This window comes from Rhodovulum kholense (genome assembly GCF_003053725.1).
Lineage (GTDB): Bacteria > Pseudomonadota > Alphaproteobacteria > Rhodobacterales > Rhodobacteraceae > Rhodovulum > Rhodovulum kholense.
The window spans coordinates 565552-578599 of record NZ_QAYC01000001.1; the positions used below are offsets into that span (position 1 = coordinate 565552).

Consider the following 13048-nt stretch of genomic DNA (forward strand, 5'->3'; position numbering starts at 1 on the left):
ACCCGTCTCCTCATTTCACCGACCCGGCCAGAAGGCCGCGCACCAGATACCGTTGCAGCGCGAAGAACACGACCAGCGGCACCGCCATCGAGATGAAGGCCGCCGCCGCCAGGATGCCCCAGTCGCCCCCGCGCGACCCCAGAAGGTCGTCGGCGATCTTGACCGTCATCACCTTGGTTTCCGAGGCGGCGGGCAGGAAGACCTTGGCCACCAGCAGGTCGTTCCAGGTCCAGAGGAACTGGAAGATCGCGAAGCTCGCCAGGGCCGGAAAGCTCAGCGGCAGCACGATCCGGGTGAAGACCTGGAAATCGGTGGCGCCGTCGACCTTGGCGCTTTCGATGATGTCGCGCGGCAGCCCGGCCATGTAGTTGCGCAACAGATAGACCGCCAGCGGCAGGCCGAACCCGGTATGGGCGAACCAGATGCCCATGAAGCTTTGCCCGATCCCCACCGCCTGATGCAGCCGCAAAAGTGGCACCAGCGCCAGTTGCAGCGGCACCACCAGAAGCCCCACCACCGCCGCGATCAGCAGGCCGCGCCCCGGAAATTCCATCCAGGCCAGCGCATAGGCCGCGAAGGCCGCGATCAGGATCGGGATGACCGTGGCCGGGACCGTCACCGTCAGCGTGTTGATGAAGGCCCGGTCCATGCCGTCGGCGCCCAGCACCATGCGGTAGTTGTCGAGCGTGACCTTGGGCGGGGTCTCGGCCTCGAAATAGATCGTGGGGCCGCGCCGCCCGAAGGGCGCATCCGCCTCGGCCGAGAAACGGCCATCGGCCGCGACCGTCAGCCGGCCGCCGCCGCGCAGATCGGCGGTCGCGCCCGGCGCGAATTCGGCGGGCGCACGGCCCGTGACGCCGAACCCCGTGACCGTGCCCGACCCGGCGCTGTCCTCGCTGTCGAAGACATTGCCGCTCAGGACGACCCGTCCGTGGCGTTCGACCGCCGCGTCCGGATCGGTGCGCACCCGGTAGGTCTGTTCGACCGGCAAAGGCGCCTCCCACCAGCCCGAGGCCGAGATCTGGTCGCGGTCGCGGAAGGACGACACCAGCAGCCCCACGGTCGGCACCAGCCACAGCACGACCAGCGCCGCGACCGTCAGATGCACCGCCCAGCTCAGCCCCGATTTCGCCCCGGCATGGCTTTTCATCAGCGCATCTCCTTGCGGGCCTGAACGATGTTCCAGACCATCACCGGCAGCACGATCAGCATGATGACGAAGGCCACGGCGGTGGCGCGGCCATCATCCTTGAACATGTAGCTCATCATGTAGCTGGGCAGGATCTGGGTGCCGAAATTGCCCCCCGTCATGGTGTAGACGATGTCGAAGACCTTCAGCACCAGGATGGTGATGGTGGTCCAGACCACGACGATGGTGCCGGTGATCTGCGGCACCATCACCCGGAAGAAGATCTGGAACGGATTGGCCCCGTCGAGGATCGCGGCCTCGATGGTCTCGTCGGGGATGCCGCGCAGCGCCGCGGACAGGATCACCATGGCAAAGCCGGTCTGGATCCAGATCAGGATCGCCATCAGGAAGAAATTGTTCCAGAACGGGATCTGGATCACGTCGATGGGGTCCTGAAACCCGAGCCCGGCCCGGATCGCGTTGATCAGCCCGATATCGGCCTCGTTCGCATAGACGAATTTCCAGATCAGCGAGGCGCCCACGAAGGAAATCGCCATCGGCATGAAGATCATCGACTTGGCGATATTGCCCCAGCGGATGCGGTCGGTCAGCTGCGCCGCGATCAGCCCCAGAAAGGTCGAGGCCGCGGGCACCACCAGCACCCACAGAAGGTTGTTGAAAAGCGCCGTGCGGAAGGCCGGATCGGCCGCCAGATCGGTGTAGTTGCCAAGCCCGATGAAGCTGCCGCCGTCGCGGTTGAAGAGCGAGCGCCAGAAGGACCCCACGACCGGATAGACCAGATAAAGCCCCAGCGCCGCCATCGCGGGCGCCATGAAGAGCCAGGGCCGCACCGCGTTCGCCCGCGAGATATTCGCCCCCGGATCGCGGCCGCGCGCCGGAAAGATCACCCGGTCGAGCATCAGGTTCGCCCCGTAGAAATAGCCCACGCAGCCCCCGACCCCGATCAGGATCGTCACCAGCCCCTGCAGCAGAGGCGACATCGGCACTCCTCCCGTTCTGGCCCGATCGTCGGGGCCGGATCTTCGTCCGGCCCCGGTCTGCCCTCGCGGCGCGCCCTAGCGGATCGAGCTCCAGCGCTGCTCGATCTCGTGCGCGGCGGTCTCGGCATCCTTGCGGCCGGTCGTGTAGTCGACCATGCCCTTCCAGAACGCGTCCGCCCCGACCTCGCCCGGCATCAGGTCGGACCCGTCGAAGCGGAAGGTCGTGGCGCTGGTCAGGATCTCGCCTTGGGCACGCATGGTCTCGGTCGCGTAGGCCTCGGGATTGGCGCCGGTGAAGGGCGTCAGAAAGCCCGACTGCGCCATCCAGACCTCATGGGCGATGGGCGTCTGCAGGAAGTCGATGAAGGCATGCGCCGCCTCGCTGTCGCGGGTGATCGCCCAGAGCGTGCCCGCCCCCAGAACAGGCGTGCCCAGATCGCGCTCGGCCGAGGCGGGGAAGTAGAAGAAATCGACATCAAGCCCGATTTCGGTGCCTTCGGGGAAATAGGTGTCGATGAAGCTGGCCTGCCGGTGCATGTAGCAACCCGGCGGAAAGCTGAAGAGCCCGGCCGGGCTTTCGCGGAAATCGGTGGTCGCGACCGCCTGCGACCCGCCCTCGACGAAGGCATCGTTCCGCGCGAACCAGCCATAGGCCTCGATCGCCCCGACCACGGCCGGGTCGTCGAACGGGATCTCGTGGCTGACCCAGGCGTCATAGGTTTCAGGCGTCTCGCGGCGCAGCATCAGGTCCTCGACCCAGTCGGTCGCGGGCCAGCCCGTGGCCGCGCCGGACCCGAGCCCGATGCACCAGGGCGTGCCGCCATCCTCGGCGATCCGTTCGGTCAGCGCCTTCAGATCCTCCAGCGTCTCGGGGATCTCGTAGCCCGCCTCGGCGAAGGCGTCGGGCGCGTACCAGACCAGCGATTTCACGTCGATCTTGTAGAAGAAGCCGTAAAGCGCCTCGGCGCCGGTCTGGTCGGCATAGGTGCCGAGATCGACCCAGCTGTCGCCCGCGGCGTAATTCTCGCGCACCCAGTCGGCGGTGTCCTCGCCCAGCGGCGTAAGAAACCCGCGCCGCGCCATGTCGGCGGCCAGCCCCGGCTGCGGGAAGACCGCGATATTGGGCGCGGACCCGGCCTGGGCCGCGATGACGATATCCTGTTCGAAACTGTCCGACCCCGAATAGCGCACCCGCGCGCCGGTCGCGGCCTCGAAATAGGCCAGAACGCTTTCGACCAGATCCTTGTCGGGCCCGATCCAGACGCCCGAAATGTCCAGCGTCTGGCCGCTCAGATCGTGGCTGTCGGCAAAGGCCTCGAAACTGTCCCACGAAAACCGCGCATCCTCGCCCGGCGTGAATTTCAGCGCCTGAGCAGCGGCCGTCCCCGCGAACAGGGCCAGCGCGGCGGCCGTGGCACCGGCCATCCTGATAAGTTGCATCTCGACCTCCCCTCGGACCCGCCCGCCGGCCGGTCCAGTCGTGTTCCTGACGTCGTCTGTCGTCGTCTTGTGGTCTGTCGCGGTTCTTGCCCGCGGTTCTTTTTATTGGGTTCTTCTTGTTGCGGTGCACCCGTCCGGGGGCAGGCACGCCCCCGGGGGAGTCGTCCTCGAACGGTGGCCGATGCTCGACATGGTGTCAACCGGGGCGCGAGGCATCGGTTCCATGCACCCTCGAAACGGCGCCCCGGACAGCGTGCCGGACCCGCTGCGGCGGCCGGGTGCGGACCGTCACGCTTGACGCCCCGGTCCAGTCACGCAAGCATGGGCCCAGCCGGGGCGGCACGGCCGACGCCCCCGCCCGGCCCCACAGACGCCCCGCGACCGGCCCGGCGACCGGGCCCCCAACCCGCCCCGCGACCGGCCCTGCCTTCGCCACCGCCACTGGCCCCGCGACCGGCTTTCAAGACCGGACCCGATCGCGGCACGGGCCAGCCCCGGAGGAGCCCATGACGCCCACCCGCGCCGATTTCCCGCCCGGCTTCCTGTTCGGAACCGCCACCTCCGCCTATCAGATCGAGGGCACGGGCGGCGCCGGGCCCTGCCACTGGGACAGCTTTGCCGCGACGCCCGGCAATGTCGCGGGGGCCGCCGACGGGCGGCGCGCCTGCGGCCATCTCGACCGCTATGCCGAGGATCTGGATCTTGTGGCGGCGGCCGGGTTCGACATCTACCGCTTTTCGACCTCCTGGGCGCGGGTGCTGCCCGAGGGCGCGGGGGCGCCCGATCCCGAGGGGCTCGATTTCTACGACCGGCTGGTCGACGCGACGCTGGCGCGCGGGCTGAAACCGGCGCTGACGCTGTATCACTGGGAGCTTCCGTCCCCGCTGGCCGACCGGGGCGGCTGGACCAATCGCGACACGGCGCTGCGCTTTGGCGATTTCGCGGCGCTGATGGCCGAGAGGCTGGGCGACCGGGTGTGGTCCTGGGCCACGCTGAACGAGCCCTGGTGCGCCGCTTGGCTTGGGCATTTCGCGGGCGTCCATGCGCCCGGCCTGCGCGACATCCGCGCCACCGCCCGGGCGATGCACCATCTGGCGCTGGGCCATGGGGTGGGTCTGGCAGCCCTCCGGGCCGGGGGCGTCGGCCAGATCGGGATCGTCCTGAATTTCGAGCCCGCCTTCCCGGCCGACCGCGGCGAGGCCGTGCGCGCGGCGACGCTGCGCTACGACGCGGTCTTCAACCGCTTCTTCCTCGGGGGCGTGGCGCGCGGGGCCTATCCCGAACTGGCGCTCGAGGGGCTCGGCCCGCATCTTCCGCGCGGCTGGCAGGCCGATCTCGACGCCATAGGGGCGCCGATCGACTGGCTCGGCGTCAACTATTACACCGTCAAGCGCATCACCCATGCCCCCGGCCCCTGGCCCAACTGGGCCGAGGTGCCGGGTCCGGGCCGCAAGACCGACATGGGCTGGGAAATCGCGCCGATGGCCCTGCCCGATCTCTTGCGCTGGATCAGCGGCAGCCATACCGGCGATCTGCCGCTTTACGTGACCGAAAACGGCATGGCCGCCCCCGATACGCCGGTCGCGGGCGAGACGGGCCCCGAAATCCATGACGAGGACCGCATCGCCTTTCTGTCCAGCCATCTCGCCGCGGCGCGCGAGGCCATCGCCGAGGGCGTGCCGCTCAAGGGCTATATCGTCTGGTCGCTGCTGGACAATTTCGAATGGGCCTTCGGCTATGGCAAGCGCTTTGGCCTCGTACATGTCGATTTCGAGAGCTTGCAGCGCACCCCCAAGGCATCTTACCACGCGCTGAAACGCATGCTGGAGGACCGAAGGCCGTGACCTCGCTCGTCGCCGATATCGGAGGCACCAATACCCGCGTCGCGCTGGCCGAGGGGCCGGTGCCGGTGCCGGGCTCGGTCCGGCGCTTTCGCAATGCCGACCACCCGGACCTGACCGACGTGCTGGCCGCCTATCTGGCCGCGGCGGGCTCGCCCGAGATCGACGGCGCCTGCGCGGCGCTGGCCGGGCCGGTGCGGCACGGGCGCGGCAAGCTGACAAATCTCGACTGGATCATCGAGGAAGACGCCATCGCCCGGGTCGCCGGGACCGGCCGCGTCAAGCTGCTGAACGACATGGCCGCACAGGGCCATGCGCTGGATCACATCGCGCCCGGGGCGCTGGAAACGGTGCTGGAGGGCCCGGCGCAGCCCGGCGGCCCGCGTCTGGTGATCGGGATCGGCACCGGGTTCAACGCGGCCGCGGTCCATGCCCTGCCCCGTGGCACCTTCGTCACCGAGGCCGAGGCCGGGCAGGTGTCGCTGCCGGTCGGCGATGCCGAGACGCTGTCGCTGGCGCGCTTCCTCGCGGAACCCGACGGCTTCGCCCCGGTCGAGGAGGCGCTGTCGGGGCGCGGTCTGGGCCGGCTTTACGACTGGGCGACGGCCGAGGCGGGCACGCCGCGCCATCTGGACGGCCACGGCGTTCTGGCCGCGCTCGACACCGATCCCGAGGCTCGCCGGGCGGCCGAGACTTTCGTGCGGCTTCTGGGGACGGTGGCGGGCGATCTGGCGCTCAATCACCTGCCCTATGGCGGGATCTACCTGATCGGCGGCATGGCCTGTGCGGTCACGCCGCTCGCGGACAGCATGGGGTTTGCCGACGCGTTCCGCCGCAAGGGCCGGTTCGCGGGACTGATGCGCGCCTTTCGGGTGTTGACCGTGACCGACGATTCCGCCGCCCTGACGGGCTGCGCGGGATATCTGGCAAGTGCCGAGTGAGACGACTGACCGCGTTTGCCGACGGCCTGCGGGCAGGCCAAAACGCAACCGGGGTGGAAGGGTGAAGGAAAGGACCTAGGGGCCATGAAGATCGACGGGACCCATTATCGGTCCATCTGGCGCGAGTCCGATGGAACCGTGAAGATCATCGACCAGCGCTGGCTGCCGCACGAGCTGCGGATCGTGGCGCTGACCAACCGGCGGGATTTCGCCTCGGCGATCCGCGACATGTGGGTCAGGGGCGCGCCCCTGATCGGGGCCACGGCCGCCTATGGGGTGGCGGTGCAGATGGCCCATGACGCGTCCGACGCGGCGCTGGCAGAGACCTGGGAGGTGCTGCACGCAACCCGGCCGACCGCGATCAACCTGCGCTGGGCGCTGGACGAGATGACCCGGGTGCTGAAGCCGCTGCCGCCGTCCGAGCGCGCCGCCGCCGCCTTCCGCCGCGCCGCCGAGATCTGCGACGAGGATGTCGAGATCAACCGCCGGATCGGGCTGAACGGGCTCGAGCTGATCCGCGCCATTTCCGAACGCAAGGGCGGCAAGCGCGTGAACGTGCTGACCCATTGCAATGCGGGCTGGCTGGCGACCGTCGACTGGGGCACCGCGACCTCGCCGATCTATCACGCGCTCGAGGCCGGCATCGACGTGCATGTCTTCGTCGACGAAACCCGGCCGCGCAACCAGGGCGCCCAGCTGACCGCCTGGGAGATGAACCATCACGGCGTCAGCCACGACCTGATCGTGGACAACGCGGGCGGCCATCTGATGCAGCATGGCGAGATCGACCTGTGCATCGTCGGCACCGACCGCACCACGGCGCAAGGCGATGTCTGCAACAAGATCGGCACCTATCTGAAGGCGCTCGCGGCCAAGGATAACGGCGTGCCCTTCTACGTGGCCCTGCCCTCGCCCACCATCGACTGGACGGTGCGGGACGGGGTGAAGGAGATCCCGATCGAGGAACGCGACGGCGGCGAGGTGACCCATGTGCAGGGCCGGATGCCCAGCGGCGTGGTGGGGCTCGTGCAGATCTCGCCCGACGGCACGCCCGCCCGCAACCCCGCCTTCGACGTGACGCCCGCGCGGCTGGTGACCGGGCTGATCACCGAACGCGGCGTGGCCGAGGCCAGTCCCGAGGGCCTGGCGCGGCTGTTCCCGGACCGCGCGACCGTCGCGGCCGACTGAACTTCTGCATCACGACGTATCCTGAAGGGGCGTACCTGCCGGGCGCGCCCCTTTTTCATGGCCGTTTCTGCCTGGCATCCTGCCGCGCGCGACGCTGCAAAGAGAACGACCGGACGCAATCGCGTCGTCCCGTATCCTGCAGCGCGCGGCCCGCCTCCTTCCGCGCATTCCGCCCTCCGCCCTCCGTCCTGCGTCCTTCCATCCTGTCCCCTCCTGCCGGGCGGGCGACCGCGATCCGGCGGGCCTCTTTCCGCCCGGATTTGCGCGCGGACACCCCTGCCCGACCGTATCCGACGAAAAAACTCAGGTTGACTTATCCGAGCATTTTCGTCAGCTTTAACGCGACGCGAACACGACCCGAACCCACCTGCCGGAAGGCCCGGGCATTCTGACCGATCAGTTCAAGACGGCATCGACGACGGGGCTTGGCCCCGGTCCGCCGCGGCCGGATGCCAAGGAGACCCGAGTGATGACTGCCGACCCCAATCGACGTGGCGGAGCCGCCGTGGGCTACCTCACCGATCTCGACCCGGTCGAGGCCGGGGCGGTGCGCTGCCTTCGCCTTTGGGCCGATGGCGACGCCGCGCAGCGCGAGTTGCGGCGCGAGCTGGCCGACCGTCTGGGGCCGCTGCAGGGGCGCGCCGCGGCCGAAAGCCTGAACACGATCTGCACGCTTTGCGCCATGTACGGGCGGCGCCCGCTGATGCGGCATTCGGCCTGCTGCCCCTGTCTCGGGGCGGACGAATCCTGTTTTGCCACCTTCGTCGCCGCCGCCGGCGCGGGAGATCGCGAGGACGCGATGCTGATGGCGGCGATGCTGGTCCGGGCCGATCTGGCGCCCGGTCTGGTCGATCCGGCCACCCGGCTGGGGCTGGCGCTCCGGCACCTTGCGACGGGCGTGGCGCCGCAGCCGTCGCGGCCGCCTGCGGAAAAACTACACTGAAAGGACGGGAACGCATGATGAAACCAACGCTCGCCACCTGCACGCTGGCCCTCGGGATGGCCGGGACCGCCGCCATGGCCGAGGCTCCGGCCGCCGAGGCGGTGCTGACCACCTATGCCGACATCGCGGCCGCCACCTATGGCGACGCGCTGACCGGGGCCGAGCGCCTGCAGGCGGCGGTCGATGCGCTGGTGGCCGAGCCCTCGCCGCAGGCGCTTGACGCCGCGCGCCGCGCCTGGCTGGCCGCCCGCGTGCCCTATCAGCAAAGCGAGGTGTTCCGTTTCGGCAACCCGATCGTCGACGACTGGGAGGGCAAGGTGAATGCCTGGCCGCTGGACGAGGGGCTGATCGACTATGTCGATGCGGGCTATGGCGGGCCGACCGACGAAAACCCGCTGGCCGCGGTCAACGTCGTGGCGACCCCGCAATTCGAGATCTCGGGCGAGACCGTCGATGCCACCGAGATCACCCCGGCCCTGCTGGCCGAGACGCTGCACGAGGCCGACGGGGTCGAGACCAATGTCGCGACCGGCTATCACGCCATCGAATTCCTGCTGTGGGGCCAGGACCTGAACGGCACCGATCCGGGTGCGGGCAACCGGCCCTGGACCGATTATGCGACCGGCGAGGCCTGCACCAACGGCAATTGCGACCGGCGCGGCGCCTATCTGAAGGCCGCGACCGATCTGCTGGTGTCGGATCTGGGCTGGATGGCGGCGCAATGGGCCGAAGATGGCGAGGCCCGCGCGGCGGTGATGGCCGACAGTTCGGCCGGGCTTTCGGCGATCCTGACCGGCATGGGCAGCCTCTCCTACGGCGAGCAGGCGGGCGAGCGGATGCGGCTGGGGCTGATGCTGAACGACCCCGAGGAAGAGCATGACTGCTTCTCGGACAACACCCATAACAGCCATTACTATGACGGGCTCGGCATCCGGAACGTCTATCTTGGCAGCTATACCCGGATCGACGGCACCGAGGTCGCGGGGCCGTCGGTCTCGGATCTGGTGGCGGCGAAGGATGCGGATCTCGATGCCGAGATGAAGACCAAGCTCGACGCCACCATGGCCGCGCTCGCCCGGCTGAAGACCGCCGCCGAGGCGGGATTCGCCTATGACCAGATGCTCGCGCGCGGCAACGAAGCCGGCGAGGCGTTGATCATGGGCGGCGTGAACGGGCTTGTTGCCCAAACCGCAAGCATCGAGCGGGTCGTCGACACGCTCGGCGTCGGCGATGTCTCGGTCGAGGGGTCCGACAGCCTCGACAACCCTGCTGCCGTTTTCCAATGATGTCCTGAACCCGGGGGCCCCGCCAGTACCGGGGCCCCACGCTTTCCGGAAGGAGCGTCCCGCATGATCGTCTGCCACTGCCAGCGCATCACCGACCACGACATTCACGCCGCCATCGACTGGATGCGCGCGGCGGACCCGGCGACCATCGTCACGCCCGGAAAGGTCTTTCGCTCGCTGGGCAAGCGCGCAGATTGTGGAGATTGCATGACGCTCTTTCTAGACACGATGCGCGCGAACGCTAATCTTGAGGTTCCATCGGACCTACAGAACCTCAGGCCCCAGCACAGAAAGGACAAGACCTCATGCAAGGCGACCCCAAGGTCATCGACTACCTGAACAGCGCGCTTCGCAGCGAATTGACCGCCATCAGCCAGTACTGGCTGCATTATCGCCTGCAGGACGACTGGGGGCTCGGCCACATGGCCAAGAAGAGCCGCGAGGAAAGCATCGAGGAGATGACCCACGCCGACAAGCTGATGGCGCGGATCCTGTTCCTCGAGGGCCACCCGAACCTGCAGAAGCTCGACCCGCTCCGCATCGGACAGACCCCCAAGGAGACCCTCGAATGCGACCTGGCCGCCGAACAGGATGCCCGTGCGCTGTACAAGGAAGCGCGGGAATACTGCGCGGGCGCCGGGGATCACGTCACCAAGGAGCTGTTCGATGAGCTTCTGGCCGACGAAGAGGGCCATATCGACTTCCTCGAAACCCAGCTTGACCTCTACGACCGCGTCGGCGCCGAGAATTACGCGCTGCTCAACGCCTCGAAGATGGACGAGGCCGAGTAAGGCCGCCCTTCTCGGATTGTGGATGGGGTCGGCGTCCGCCGCCGGCCCCCTGACCCAGGCGGTCACCGGCCCGGGTCTTGCCACCCTGCCCTTCACCCCCGCCGAAGAGGCCCGCATCGCGGAGGCGACAGCCCTGCCGCGCGATTTCACCCGCCCGCAGCCTTTCGAGGCGCTCGCGGGCGGCGCGGGCACCGTTGCGGGCGCGGCCGCCTTTTCGGCGCCGCTGGCGAACCTGCCGCGCAGCGAGGGGCTCGATTTTCGCGGCGGGCAGGCGCTTTTCGACCGCACCTGGGTTTCGGCGCCCTCCTCGACCATCGCCTCTGACGGGCTGGGGCCGCTCTTCAACGCGCGGTCGTGCCTTGCCTGCCATCCGGGCGGCGGGCGCGGCGCGGCGCCCGCAGGCCCCGGGGATCTGCCGGTCGCGCTGATGCTGCAACTCGGGGTCCCCGATCCCTCCGCCATCGAGGGCTATCTTTCTCAGCCCGATCCGGTCTATGGCCGCCAGATCCAGCCCGCGAGCCTGCCGGGCCTGACCGCCGAGGGCCGCCCGACCGTCGCCTATGACGCGGTCGAGCGCGCTCTGTCCGGGGGCGACAGCGTCACCCTGCGCCAGCCCCGCTATGCGCTGGCCGATCCGGGCTATGGCCCGCTTGGCGCGGACACGCTCCTCAGCCCGCGCATCGCGCCGGGGCTGGCCGGGCTTGGGCTGATCGAGGCGATCCCCGAAGAGGCGATCCTGGCGCTCGCCGATCCCGAGGATGCCGATGGCGACGGCATTTCCGGCCGGGCGAGCCTGTTGCCCGGCCCCGAGGGGCGCCCGATCCTCGGTCGCTTTGGCTGGACCGCCGCGCAGCCGACGCTTGAGGCCCAGATCGCCCATGCCTTTGCCCATGACATCGGGCTGAGTTCGCCGCTTTATCCCGAGGGCCATGGCGATTGCACCCCGGCCCAGACCGCCTGCCGCGCCGCGCCCGATGGCGGCGATCCGGAACAGGACGGCTTCGAGATCTCGGCCACCGCGCTCGATCTGGTGACGCGCCATGCGCGCCACACCGCCGTGCCCGCCCGCCGCGACGCGGACGCCCCCGAGGTGCTGGCGGGCAAGCGGGTCTTTCACGACACCGGCTGCGCCGCCTGCCACCGCCCCGCCTTCGTCACCCGCCGCCTGCCCGACGCGCCCGCGCTGAGCTTTCAGCTGATCTGGCCCTATAGCGATCTGCTGTTGCACGACATGGGCGCGGGGCTGGGCCAAGGCGGCGCCGGGGCCGAGGGGCGCGAATGGCGCACGCCTCCGCTTTGGGGGCTGGGCCTTGCCCGCGCGCTGGAGCCGCAGGCGGGCTATCTGCATGACGGCCGCGCCCGGACCCTGCTGGAGGCCGTCCTCTGGCATGGCGGCGAGGCTGCCCCGGCCCGCGACCGCGTGGCGACGATGCCCGCAGCCGACCGCGCCGCCCTGATCCGTTTCCTGGAGAGCCTATGATCCGAAGATCCGTCCTTGCCCTCGCCCTGGCGCTCTGCGCCGCCCCCCTTGCCGCAGCCCCGGCCGACATCGCCGAGGCGGTGATCGACCGCCATGTGCTGCCCGGCTTCGCCCGGTTCGAGGCGGCGGCCGCCGATCTGGAAACCGCGGCCGAGGCTGATTGCGACCCGGGATCGGAAACGCTCCGCACCGCCTGGGGGGCCGCCTTCGATGCCTGGCTTGGCGTCAGCCATCTGCGGCTCGGGCCGACCGAGACCGACAACCGCGCCTTTGCGCTGGCCTTCTGGCCCGACCCGCGCGGGATGACCCCGAAGGCGCTGGCAGGCCTGATCGCCGATGCCGACCCGATGGTCGACAGCGAGGCCGGGTTCGCCACCGTCTCGGTCGCGGCGCGGGGCTTCTACGCGCTTGAATACCTGCTGTACGACCCGCAATTCGCCGCCCCCACCCCCTATGGCTGCGCCCTCATTCGGGCCGAGGCGCGCGACATCCACGCGCTTGCCGCCGCGATCCTTGCCGACTGGCAGGGCGGCCATGCCGACCTGATGCGCCATCCCGGCCCCGAGGCCCCTTACAAGGACGAACGCGAGGTGCTGAAAGCCTTCTTCACCGCGCTGCACGAAGGGCTGCAGGTCGATGTCGATCTGCGGCTCGGCCGCCCGCTTGGCACCTTCGAGCGCCCGCGCCCGACGCGCGCCGAAAGCTGGCGCTCGGGCCGGTCGCTGCACAATGTGACGGTGACGCTGGCGGCGCTGCGCGAGCTGGCGATGCTGATGGCGGCCGAGGACCCGGCCAGCGCCGCCGCGCTGAGCGCCGATTTCGACCGGGCCGACCGGCTTGCCGCGGACCTCGACGATCCGGTCTTCGCCGGGGTCGCGACGCCGCAAGGGCGGCTAAGGGTCGAGATCCTGCAACAGGCGATCCACGAGATCGCCGAGGAAACCCGCGCCAGCCTCGGCCCCGCACTTGGCGTCGCCGCCGGGTTCAATTCAAGAGACGGAGACTGAC

12 protein-coding genes are annotated in these 13048 nt (G+C 69.5%); 9 read left to right on the forward strand and 3 right to left on the reverse strand.

Annotated elements, in window-relative coordinates; genetic code table 11:
- Window positions 1-10: 10 nt before the first annotated feature.
- The 3 genes from C8N38_RS02555 to C8N38_RS02565 all read right to left on the reverse strand — a co-directional run bounded on the left by C8N38_RS02555 (window position 11) and on the right by C8N38_RS02565 (window position 3570).
- Window positions 11-1150: a carbohydrate ABC transporter permease gene (locus C8N38_RS02555; RefSeq protein WP_108023589.1), complete on the reverse strand. Its 1140-nt coding sequence runs from the start codon at window positions 1148-1150 to the stop codon at window positions 11-13.
- Window positions 1150-2130, reverse strand: coding sequence for a carbohydrate ABC transporter permease (locus C8N38_RS02560; protein ID WP_108023591.1), 981 nt, complete (start codon window positions 2128-2130; stop codon window positions 1150-1152). The genes C8N38_RS02555 and C8N38_RS02560 overlap by 1 nt, the downstream gene beginning before the upstream one ends.
- A gap of 75 nt (window positions 2131-2205) precedes the next feature.
- Window positions 2206-3570, reverse strand: coding sequence for an ABC transporter substrate-binding protein (locus C8N38_RS02565; RefSeq protein ID WP_108023592.1), 1365 nt, complete (start codon window positions 3568-3570; stop codon window positions 2206-2208).
- A gap of 506 nt (window positions 3571-4076) precedes the next feature.
- On the opposite strand from C8N38_RS02565, the gene C8N38_RS02570 reads away from it, so the two are divergent.
- The 9 genes from C8N38_RS02570 to C8N38_RS02610 all read left to right on the forward strand — a co-directional run bounded on the left by C8N38_RS02570 (window position 4077) and on the right by C8N38_RS02610 (window position 13047).
- Complete coding sequence (locus C8N38_RS02570) at window positions 4077-5414, forward strand: GH1 family beta-glucosidase (RefSeq protein ID WP_108023594.1); 1338 nt, start codon at window positions 4077-4079, stop codon at window positions 5412-5414.
- Window positions 5411-6352: a glucokinase gene (locus tag C8N38_RS02575; RefSeq protein WP_170120290.1), complete on the forward strand. Its 942-nt coding sequence runs from the start codon at window positions 5411-5413 to the stop codon at window positions 6350-6352. Before C8N38_RS02570 ends, C8N38_RS02575 begins: the two co-directional genes overlap by 4 nt.
- An 84-nt stretch (window positions 6353-6436) precedes the next feature.
- A complete protein-coding gene (mtnA, locus tag C8N38_RS02580) occupies window positions 6437-7540 on the forward strand; it encodes an S-methyl-5-thioribose-1-phosphate isomerase (RefSeq protein ID WP_108023596.1) in 1104 nt (367 codons plus the stop codon).
- A 469-nt stretch (window positions 7541-8009) separates the two neighbouring features.
- A complete protein-coding gene (locus tag C8N38_RS02585) occupies window positions 8010-8483 on the forward strand; it encodes a hypothetical protein (RefSeq protein WP_108023598.1) in 474 nt (157 codons plus the stop codon).
- 14 nt (window positions 8484-8497) lie between these two features.
- A complete protein-coding gene (locus C8N38_RS02590; RefSeq protein ID WP_108023600.1) occupies window positions 8498-9769 on the forward strand; it encodes an imelysin family protein in 1272 nt (423 codons plus the stop codon).
- Between the two features lie 63 nt (window positions 9770-9832).
- Entirely contained in the window at window positions 9833-10108 is a 276-nt protein-coding gene (locus C8N38_RS02595) for a (2Fe-2S)-binding protein (protein WP_108023602.1), read from the forward strand.
- Window positions 10075-10560: a bacterioferritin gene (bfr, locus tag C8N38_RS02600; protein ID WP_075786072.1), complete on the forward strand. Its 486-nt coding sequence runs from the start codon at window positions 10075-10077 to the stop codon at window positions 10558-10560. Before C8N38_RS02595 ends, bfr begins: the two co-directional genes overlap by 34 nt.
- A 22-nt stretch (window positions 10561-10582) precedes the next feature.
- Window positions 10583-12040 carry a di-heme oxidoreductase family protein gene (locus C8N38_RS02605; RefSeq protein ID WP_108023604.1) on the forward strand — a complete coding sequence of 486 codons (1458 nt, stop codon included), beginning with the start codon at window positions 10583-10585 and terminating at the stop codon, window positions 12038-12040.
- Entirely contained in the window at window positions 12037-13047 is a 1011-nt protein-coding gene (locus C8N38_RS02610) for an imelysin family protein (RefSeq protein ID WP_108023606.1), read from the forward strand. The genes C8N38_RS02605 and C8N38_RS02610 overlap by 4 nt, the downstream gene beginning before the upstream one ends.
- Window position 13048 lies beyond the last annotated feature (1 nt).

Coding starts and splice junctions, on each gene's coding strand:
- C8N38_RS02555 (WP_108023589.1), bottom strand. CDS start 1,150: ATGAAAAGCCATGCCGGGGCGAAATCGGGGCTGAGCTGGGCGGTGCAT.
- C8N38_RS02560 (WP_108023591.1), bottom strand. CDS start 2,130: ATGTCGCCTCTGCTGCAGGGGCTGGTGACGATCCTGATCGGGGTCGGG.
- C8N38_RS02565 (WP_108023592.1), bottom strand. CDS start 3,570: ATGCAACTTATCAGGATGGCCGGTGCCACGGCCGCCGCGCTGGCCCTG.
- C8N38_RS02570 (WP_108023594.1), top strand. CDS start 4,077: ATGACGCCCACCCGCGCCGATTTCCCGCCCGGCTTCCTGTTCGGAACC.
- mtnA (WP_108023596.1), top strand. CDS start 6,437: ATGAAGATCGACGGGACCCATTATCGGTCCATCTGGCGCGAGTCCGAT.
- C8N38_RS02585 (WP_108023598.1), top strand. CDS start 8,010: ATGACTGCCGACCCCAATCGACGTGGCGGAGCCGCCGTGGGCTACCTC.
- C8N38_RS02590 (WP_108023600.1), top strand. CDS start 8,498: ATGATGAAACCAACGCTCGCCACCTGCACGCTGGCCCTCGGGATGGCC.
- C8N38_RS02595 (WP_108023602.1), top strand. CDS start 9,833: ATGATCGTCTGCCACTGCCAGCGCATCACCGACCACGACATTCACGCC.
- bfr (WP_075786072.1), top strand. CDS start 10,075: ATGCAAGGCGACCCCAAGGTCATCGACTACCTGAACAGCGCGCTTCGC.
- C8N38_RS02605 (WP_108023604.1), top strand. CDS start 10,583: ATGGGGTCGGCGTCCGCCGCCGGCCCCCTGACCCAGGCGGTCACCGGC.
- C8N38_RS02610 (WP_108023606.1), top strand. CDS start 12,037: ATGATCCGAAGATCCGTCCTTGCCCTCGCCCTGGCGCTCTGCGCCGCC.